General features: G+C 69.1%; 7 protein-coding genes. 6 read left to right on the forward strand and 1 reads right to left on the reverse strand.

Annotation, left to right across the window (positions count from 1 at the left end; all coding sequences use genetic code 11):
• Positions 1-38 precede the first annotated feature (38 nt).
• The 3 genes from hutG (at position 39) to hutH (ending at position 4243) form a co-directional block, all read left to right on the forward strand.
• A complete protein-coding gene (gene hutG / locus ACT6QK_RS09385) occupies positions 39-872 on the forward strand; it encodes an N-formylglutamate deformylase (RefSeq protein ID WP_444597568.1) in 834 nt (277 codons plus the stop codon).
• Complete coding sequence (gene hutU / locus ACT6QK_RS09390) at positions 869-2536, forward strand: urocanate hydratase (RefSeq protein ID WP_444597569.1); 1668 nt, start codon at positions 869-871, stop codon at positions 2534-2536. Before hutG ends, hutU begins: the two co-directional genes overlap by 4 nt.
• Before the next feature lie 174 nt (positions 2537-2710).
• Entirely contained in the window at positions 2711-4243 is a 1533-nt protein-coding gene (hutH, locus tag ACT6QK_RS09395) for a histidine ammonia-lyase (protein WP_444597570.1), read from the forward strand.
• Positions 4244-4258: 15 nt separating this feature from the next.
• On the opposite strand, the gene ACT6QK_RS09400 is transcribed toward hutH, so the two are convergent.
• Complete coding sequence (locus ACT6QK_RS09400) at positions 4259-6100, reverse strand: PPC domain-containing protein (protein ID WP_444597571.1); 1842 nt, start codon at positions 6098-6100, stop codon at positions 4259-4261.
• Positions 6101-6196: 96 nt separating this feature from the next.
• On the opposite strand from ACT6QK_RS09400, the gene folD reads away from it, so the two are divergent.
• From folD to ACT6QK_RS09415, 3 genes are all read left to right on the forward strand, one after another.
• The gene (gene folD / locus ACT6QK_RS09405) at positions 6197-7120 is read left to right on the forward strand and encodes a bifunctional methylenetetrahydrofolate dehydrogenase/methenyltetrahydrofolate cyclohydrolase FolD (RefSeq protein WP_444597572.1); all 924 of its coding nucleotides are present in this window, start codon (positions 6197-6199) and stop codon (positions 7118-7120) included.
• Between the two features lie 94 nt (positions 7121-7214).
• Complete coding sequence (locus ACT6QK_RS09410; protein WP_444597573.1) at positions 7215-7892, forward strand: LemA family protein; 678 nt, start codon at positions 7215-7217, stop codon at positions 7890-7892.
• A 35-nt stretch (positions 7893-7927) separates the two neighbouring features.
• Positions 7928-8529: TPM domain-containing protein (locus ACT6QK_RS09415; RefSeq protein ID WP_444597574.1), on the forward strand; the 602-nt coding region annotated here is incomplete at its 3' end.

Genomic DNA, 8529 nt, shown 5'->3' on the forward strand with positions numbered 1-8529 from the left:
ACATACCACATTGGATCGGGATGGCGAAGGAGGCTTGCATGGCGGATCATGACTGGCTGACCGTCCATCCGGGTCAGGCGCCGCTGGTGATCGGCCTGCCTCATACCGGCACGGACATCCCCGACGACATCGCCGGCACGATGGTCTCGCCCTGGCTGTCGCGCAAGGACGCCGACTGGTGGGTGGACCGGCTCTACGCCTTCGCCGTCGAGATGGACGCCACCCTGGTCCGAACGGCGATCAGCCGCAGCGTCATCGACGTCAATCGCGATCCGTCCGGCGTCTCCCTCTATCCGGGCATGACCACCACCGGCCTCTGTCCCACCGAGACCTTCGACGGCGAGCCCCTCTACCGCCCCGGGCTGGAGCCGGATCAGGCCGAGATCGACCGCCGCCGCGCCCTCTTCTTCGATCCCTACCATGCGGCCCTGACCCGTGAGCTGGAGCGGCTCGGCGCCGGCGGCCCCGTCGTCCTCTACGACGCCCACTCGATCCGCTCGGTCGTGCCGCGTCTGTTCGAAGGCGAGCTGCCCCAGTTCAACATCGGCGACAACGAGGGTCGCACCTGCGACCCCGCCCTGACCACGGCGGTAGAGGCCGCCTGTGCCGTCAGCGGCCTCAGCCACGTCGTCAACGGCCGCTTCAAGGGCGGCTGGACCACGCGCCACTACGGGCAGCCTTCCATCGGGCATCACGCCATCCAGATGGAACTGGCGGATCGCGGCTACATGGTCGACCCGTCCGGCCCGTTGGATGAGGCAAGTTGGCCCTCGCCGTGGGACGCCGAACACGCCGCCCCGATGCAGCATCACCTGCGCGCCGTCCTGACCGCCTGCCTCGACTTCGCCCTCGCCCAGCGGAACGCCCGATGACCGACAAGACCCCCAACAGCCGCGTCGTCCGCAGTCCGCGCGGGCCGGACAAGACCGCGAAGACCTGGGCCGCCGAGGCCGCCCTCCGCATGCTGATGAACAACCTCGATCCCGAGGTCGCCGAACGCCCGGAGGACCTGGTCGTCTATGGCGGCATCGGCAAGGCCGCGCGCGACTGGGCCAGTTTCGACCGCATCGTGGAGACGCTGAAGACCCTGGCCGAGGACGAGACCCTGCTGGTCCAGTCGGGCAAGCCGGTCGGCGTCTTCCGCACCCATGCCGATGCGCCGCGCGTCCTGATCGCCAACTCCAACCTCGTCCCCAAATGGGCGACCTGGGAGCATTTCCACGAGCTCGATCGCAAGGGCCTGGCCATGTACGGCCAGATGACCGCCGGCTCCTGGATCTACATCGGCACCCAGGGCATCGTTCAGGGCACCTACGAGACCTTCATGGAGGCGGGTCGCCAGCACTATCGCGGGGACTGGTCGGGCAAGTGGATCCTGACCGCCGGCCTCGGCGGCATGGGCGGGGCCCAGCCTCTTGCCGCCGCCATGGCAGGCGCTTCCAGCATCAACATTGAATGCCAGCGCAGCCGCATCGAGTTCCGCCTGCGCACCCGCTACCTCGACGTCATGGCCGAGACCCTCGACGAGGCTCTCGCCCTGCTCCAGACATCCTTCGACGAGGGCAAGCCCACCTCGATCGGCCTGCTGGGCAATGCCGCCGAGCTCCTGCCCGAAATGGTCCGTCGCGGCGTTCGGCCGGATCTGGTCACCGACCAGACCAGCGCCCACGACCCGGTCAACGGCTACCTCCCCTCCGGCTGGACCGTCGCCGAATGGGAGGACAAGCGCGTCTCCGACCCCGCCGCCGTCGAGGCCGCCGCGCGTCGGTCGATGGCCGTCCACGTCCAGGCCATGCTCGACTTCCACGCCATGGGCGTCCCGACCACCGACTACGGCAACAACATCCGTCAGGTCGCCTTCGATCAGGGCGTGGCCAACGCCTTCGACTTCCCCGGCTTCGTTCCCGCCTACATCCGCCCGCTCTTCTGTCGCGGGATCGGCCCCTTCCGCTGGGCGGCGCTCAGCGGCGATCCCGAGGACATCCGCAAGACGGACGCGGCCATGAAGCGCCTCTTCCCCGACAATGCGGGCCTGCATCGCTGGCTCGACATGGCGGGCGAGCGCATCGCCTTTCAGGGGCTGCCCGCCCGCATCTGCTGGATCGGTTTGGGCGATCGCCACCGCGCCGGCCTGATGTTCAACGAGATGGTGGCCTCGGGCGAGTTGTCCGCCCCCATCGTCATCGGCCGCGACCACCTCGACAGCGGCTCCGTCGCCAGCCCGAACCGCGAGACCGAGGCCATGATGGACGGCTCCGACGCCGTCTCCGACTGGCCCCTGCTGAACGCCCTGTTGAACACCGCGTCCGGCGCCTCCTGGGTGTCGCTCCACCACGGCGGCGGGGTCGGCATGGGCTATTCCCAGCACTCCGGCGTCGTCATCGTCGCGGATGGAACGTTCGAGGCCGCCGCCCGCCTCGAACGCGTCCTCTGGAACGACCCCGCCACCGGCGTCATGCGCCACGCCGACGCCGGCTACGACATCGCGAAAGACGCCGCAAAGGACCACGGACTCAATCTGCCGAGCCTCGGATAATCAGATGCTCTCGTCCTTCTCCCCTTGTGGGAGAAGGTGGCAGGCGAAGCCTGACGGATGAGGGGTCTGCCAGACACGGACACCTCTGCCCGACGTCCATCTTGATGACATACACCCCTCATCCGGCCTCCGGGCCACCTTCTCCCACAAGGCGAGAAGGCAGGATCAAGACCAATGACCCAACTCACCATCGGCCAATCCCCCCTCACCCTCGCCCAGCTTCGCTCCGTCCTCGAATCGCCCGTGACCGTCAGCCTGGCCGACGCCGCCTGGTCCGATGTCGAGCGCGGCGCGGCGACCGTCGCCGCCATCGTGGCCGAAGGCCGCACCGTCTATGGCGTCAACACCGGATTCGGCCTTCTCGCCAACACCAGCATCGCGCCGGAAGACCTTGAAACCCTTCAGAAGAACCTGGTCCTCAGCCACGCCTGCGGCGTCGGCGCCCTGCTGCCCGACGCGGTCACCCGCCTGCTGATGGTGCTCAAGATCGCCAGCCTGTCCAAGGGCGCCTCCGGCATCCGCCGCGAGACGCTCGAGGCCCTGATCGCCCTGGTCAACGCCGACGTCCTGCCCTGCATCCCGTCCAAGGGGTCGGTCGGCGCCTCGGGCGACCTCGCGCCTCTGGCCCATATGTCCTGCGTCCTGATCGGCGTGGGCGAGGCGCGCCATGACGGCCAGACGCTCGACGCCGAGGCCGCCCTGGCCCGCGTCGGCCTGACGCCCCTGACGCTCGGCCCCAAGGAGGGTCTGGCCCTGCTGAACGGCACCCAGTGCTCGACAGCCCTCGCCCTGGCCGGCCTGTTTGCGACCGAGGCCGCCTTCTCCGCCGCGATCGCCGCCGGCGCCCTGTCGGTGGACGCGCTGAAGGGTTCCGACGCCCCCTTCGACGCCCGCATCCACGCCCTGCGCGGCCAGCCGGGCCAGATCGCCGTCGCCGCCCGCCTGCGTGAGCTGATGGCCGGCTCCGCCATCCGCGCCTCCCATCTGGAGGACGACGGCAAGGTTCAGGACCCCTTCTCCCTGCGCTGCCAGCCCCAGGTGATGGGAGCGGTCCTTGACGTCATCCGCCAGTCGGCCGCGACGCTTGAACGCGAGGCCAACGCCGTCACCGACAATCCGCTAGTCTTCTTCGAGGATGGCGATGTCATCTCCGGCGGAAACTTCCACGCCGAACCCGTCGCCTTCGCCGCCGACCAGCTGGCCATGGCCCTGTGCGAGATCGGCAATACCTCCGAACGCCGCACCTCCATCCTGGTCGATCCCAAGATGAGCGACCTGCCCGCCTTCCTCGTGAAGGAAAGCGGCCTCAACTCCGGCTTCATGATCGCCCAGGTCACCGCCGCCGCCCTCGTCGCCGAGAACCGCATGGTCGCCCATCCGTGCAGCGTCGACACCGTCCCGACCAGCGCCAATCAGGAAGACCACGTCTCCATGGCCACCCACGGGGCGCGCCGCCTGCTCGACATGGCCGAGAACACCGCAACCGTCGTCGGAATCGAGCTTCTGGCGGCGGCGCAGGGGGTCGAATTCCATCGCCCCCTGACCAGTTCCCCCGATCTGGAACAGGTCTTCGCCATCGTGCGCGAGGCGGCGGCCCCCTATGCGCAGGACCACTACTTCGCGCCCGATATCGCCCGCGCGACGGCGGGCGTCAGCGCCGGCCGCTATCGCCGCTTCGCCGAAGGACTTCTGCCCTCCGACGCATAGGGCGATGGCCCGGGCTCAGGGCTTGCGTTCGACCGTCAGGGTATAGGCGCCGGTCTGGGCCGTCCCGAAGGTGCGGGCCCGGATGACGTAGGTTCCGGCCCGCTCCGGCGTCCATTCCAGCTTGGCGTGGGTGTCCGACAGGCTGTCGTCGTCCTCGGCCAGACTTTCGAAAGACCCGTCCGATTTCTCGCGCCCGATGTTCAGATAGGCGTCGAAATCGTTGGAAACCATGGTGATATTGAGCTTCTCGCCCGCCGCCACCTGGATGCGATAGGCGTCGTAGAAGATGCCGTCGTCGGTCAGGGCGTCGTTGTCGCTCAGCGTGCCGCGCGCGGTCGCGCCGACCAGGATGCTGCCCGGCAGGGGCTGCGGCCCCTTGTCCAGCAACTCGACCGAGAACAGCCCCTTCTCCTCTCCGCTCAGCGGCGAGGCCCGGATTTCGTATTCGCCCGTGGCCGGCAGTTTGAAGGTCAGACGCGAATCCGTGCCCTCGCCCAGGCCGTCGTCATCGCTGGCCAGGGATTCGAAAGTCTCGCCCGGCCGACCGAGCTGAACGAAGGAATCGAAGTCGCCGGACCGCACGATGATCTGGGCCCGCGCCCCCTCGGTCCCCTGGAACCGATAGGCCACATAGCCGCGCCCCTCGTCGTCGCGCACGCCGTCCTCGGTGATCTCGCCCTGAAGGGTCTGCCCGAAGGTGATCGGGGTCGGGTCCGGCACCGGCGCCGCCTCGACGATCTTGAGCGTGTAATCGCCGGTCGCGTCGTCGCCCAGGGCCCGCGCCTGGACCGTATAGGTCCCGGCCGCCGCCAGAGTGCGGACCAGGCGCGAATTGGTGCCTTCGTCGCCGCCGTCGTCGTCCTCGCCCAGGCTCTTGCCCGTCGCATCGAACAGTTCGACGTAGGCGTCGAAATCGCCGGAATCGAGGGTGATCTCGACCCTCTGCCCGGCTGTGGCGGTGAAGCTGTAGGCATCGGCGCGCTGACCGCCGTCATTGGTTCCGTCGCTGGCCGTCAGTTCGCCCTCGACCTCGTCGCCGACGGCGATGGGCTTGGACGCCAAGGGGGGCGGCCCGTCGGTCAGCTTCAGCGTGTAGGCGCCCTCCGCCCCGTCATCCAGTCCGGTCGCCCGCACGATGTAGTCGCCGTCCTCGGGCGCCGTGAACACCAGCTTCGACCCCAGGCCCCCGTCCGGCGCGTCGTCGTTCTGGGCCAGCTCGGCGAAGGATCCCTGCACCATCCGGCCGATGCGCACGACGGGATCGAAGGCCTCGGAGTCCAGGGTGATCGCCACCCGGTCGCCGGAGCGCAGACGGATGGCATAGGCGTCGTAACGCGCCCCATCGTCCGCTTCGGGATCGCGCGCATTCAGGGCGCCGTTCACCGGCGTGTCGCGACGCAGGGCGGTCGGCCGCGGCGCGCGCGGCGCGGGCGGACGCTGGCTCAACGACAGGGTGTAGGCCCCGCCGTCCGTCCCGCTCAGCGTACGGGCGCGCAGCACATAGTTTCCGGCCTCGGGGGCCACGAACCGCAGTCTCGAATGGGTGCCGTCGCCCAGGCCGTCGTCGTCCGAGGCGATGGCCGTGTCCAGGTCCCCCGCCTTGAACACCTCCAGATAGGCGTCGAAGTCGTCGGCCCGCAGCACCGCCTCCAGCCTCTGACCCGCCGAGGCCGTCAGCTCATAATCCTCATAGCGGTAGGTCTCTTCGTCCGACCCGGCGGTGGGATCGGCGTCATCCAGGCTTCCCGACACATTGCCGCCCACCGTGATCGGCGTGGGCGCAGTCTGGGCCCAGGCGCCGGTTCCCGTCATGAGGGCGACGGCGCTGATCGAGGCGGCGAAGAGGGAGCGTTTCATCGGGGAATCCTGAGAAGGTCGTGCGGCAACATAGACGCCGATCCGTGTCGTCTGTAAATCGCCCGCAACTGCACGAAACCTGACGAAAGGCCCGACATGTCGGACACGCTCGCGCACGCCGATCCCATCGACGGCAAGGCCTTCGCGGCGGGACTGGTCGAGCGGGTTTCCGCCGCCGTCGTCCGGCTGAAGGCAAAGCACGACCTGGTCCCCGGCCTGGCCGTCGTCATCGTCGGCGAGGATCCCGCCAGTCAGGTCTATGTGCGCAACAAGGGCGAGCGGACTCTCGCCGCCGGAATGCGCTCCGACACCCACCGCCTGCCCGAAACCACGACCCAGGCCGAGCTTCTGGACCTGATCGCCGAGCTGAACGCCGACGACGGCATCCACGGCATCCTGGTCCAGCTCCCCCTGCCCGCCGCCATTGATGCGGCCGCCGTTCTGGACGCCATCGCCCCGGACAAGGACGTCGATGGCTTCCACGTCGTCAACGCCGGGCGCCTGGCGGTCGGCCAGCCCGGTCTCGTCCCCTGCACCCCTCTCGGCTCGGTCATGCTGCTGAAGGATGTGCTGGGCGACCTGTCGGGCCTGAACGCCGTCATCGTCGGCCGCTCCAACATCGTCGGCAAGCCGATGGCCCAGCTTCTGCTGGCCGAGAACTGCACGGTCACCGTCGCCCATTCGCGCAGCCGCGACCTGCCCGCCCTGTGCCGCCAGGCCGACATTCTGGTCGCCGCCGTCGGACGCCCGGAAATGATCCGGGGCGACTGGATCAAGCCCGGCGCGACCGTCATCGACGTCGGCATCAACCGCGTGCCCTCCGCCGATTCGGTCAAGGCCGCCGAGGGCCGGACCCGTCTGGTCGGCGATGTGGCCTATGCCGAGGCCGCCGCCGTGGCGGGCGCGATCACCCCGGTTCCCGGCGGCGTCGGCCCCATGACCATCGCCTGCCTGCTGGCCAACACCTACACCGCCGCCTGCCGCGCCAAAGGCCTGGAACCCGAGAGCCTCGCGGCCTGATCGAAGGCCTGCACAGAACACTTGCCGCGTCGTCTCCGGCGTCTGATAGTCCGGCTCGATTTCCCGATGCGGGAGCTCAGCAGGAAAGACGCCCATGGTCCGGATTTCGCCTCGCACCGCCGCCTTCGCCGCCCTGATGGCGGTCACCCCCGCCGTCGCCGGCTGCGGCTACAACACCATTCCGACCAAGAAGGCGCGGGCCGAGGCCGCCTGGGCCGATGTCCAGAGCCAGTATCAGCGCCGCGCCGACCTGATCCCCAACCTGGTCGCCACGGTCCAGGGCGCCGCCATCGCCGAACGCACCACCCTGACCCAGGTGGTCGAGGCCCGGGCCAAGGCCACCTCGGTCCAGATCAGCCCCGAGACCCTCAGCGACCCCGCCGCCTTCCAGGCCTATCAGGCCGCCCAGGGCCAGCTGACCGGCGCCCTGTCCCGCCTTCTTGCGACGGTCGAGGCCTATCCCCAGATCCAGTCCAACCAGAACTTCCTGAACCTGCAGTCGCAGCTGGAAGGGACGGAGAACCGCATCGGCATCGCGCGCCGCGACTACAATGAGGCGGTGCGCGACTACAACACCACCCTGCACACCTTCCCCTCGATCGTCTGGGCCAAGACCTTCCAGTCGGGCAACAAGGACATGCAGCTGTTCACCGCCTCGGCCGAGGCCCAGACGGCGCCCCAGATCAACTTCAACGTCGGCCCAACGCCTCCGGCCGCCGCGCCCGGTGGAACCGCCCCGGCCGTCACGCCCGGTTCCGCGCCCGCCCGTTGACCCGACTCCTCGCCAGGGCCAAGAGCCTCCGGGCGATGGCGCGCGCCGTCGCCCTGTTGGCCGTGCTCTGGCTGGGCTTTGCCCTGCCCGCCTGGTCACAGTCGGCCCCTGACTTTCCGCCCCTGACCGGCCGCGTCGTGGATCAGGCCGGCCTGCTGTCCCCTGCGGCCGAGGCAGCGGTCACGGAAAAGCTGGCGGCCCTCGAAGGCCAGACCGGCGACCAGCTCGTCGTCGTCACCCTGAACAGCCTTCAAGACCGCGAGATCGAGGACTATGGCTATCAGCTCGGCCGCGCCTGGGGCATCGGCAAGTCCGAGAACGACAGCGGCGCCCTGCTGATCGTCGCCCCCAACGAACGCAAGGTCCGCATCGAGGTCGGCTACGGGCTGGAACCCGTCCTGACTGACGCCATGTCCAGCCACATCATCCAGACCGACATCCTGCCCGCCTTCAAGGTCGGGGGCTTCGAGCGCGGCATCACCCAGGGCGTGGACGCCATCATCGCCCAACTGACCCTCGATCCGGCCGAGGCCGCCGCCCGCGCCGCCGACGTCGAGCCCGAGCCGGTGAAGTTTCCGATCGGTCCGATGATCCTTGTCGGTCTGGTCTTCCTGTTCATCGTCATCGGCCTGATGCA

The organism is Brevundimonas sp., assembly GCF_052436175.1.
Classification (GTDB): Bacteria; Pseudomonadota; Alphaproteobacteria; order Caulobacterales; family Caulobacteraceae; genus Brevundimonas.

What these genes read in the sequence shown, in the direction of transcription:
- hutG (WP_444597568.1), top strand. Translation starts at nt 39, where the DNA reads ATGGCGGATCATGACTGGCTGACCGTCCATCCGGGTCAGGCGCCGCTG.
- hutU (WP_444597569.1), top strand. Translation starts at nt 869, where the DNA reads ATGACCGACAAGACCCCCAACAGCCGCGTCGTCCGCAGTCCGCGCGGG.
- hutH (WP_444597570.1), top strand. Translation starts at nt 2,711, where the DNA reads ATGACCCAACTCACCATCGGCCAATCCCCCCTCACCCTCGCCCAGCTT.
- ACT6QK_RS09400 (WP_444597571.1), bottom strand. Translation starts at nt 6,100, where the DNA reads ATGAAACGCTCCCTCTTCGCCGCCTCGATCAGCGCCGTCGCCCTCATG.
- folD (WP_444597572.1), top strand. Translation starts at nt 6,197, where the DNA reads ATGTCGGACACGCTCGCGCACGCCGATCCCATCGACGGCAAGGCCTTC.
- ACT6QK_RS09410 (WP_444597573.1), top strand. Translation starts at nt 7,215, where the DNA reads ATGGTCCGGATTTCGCCTCGCACCGCCGCCTTCGCCGCCCTGATGGCG.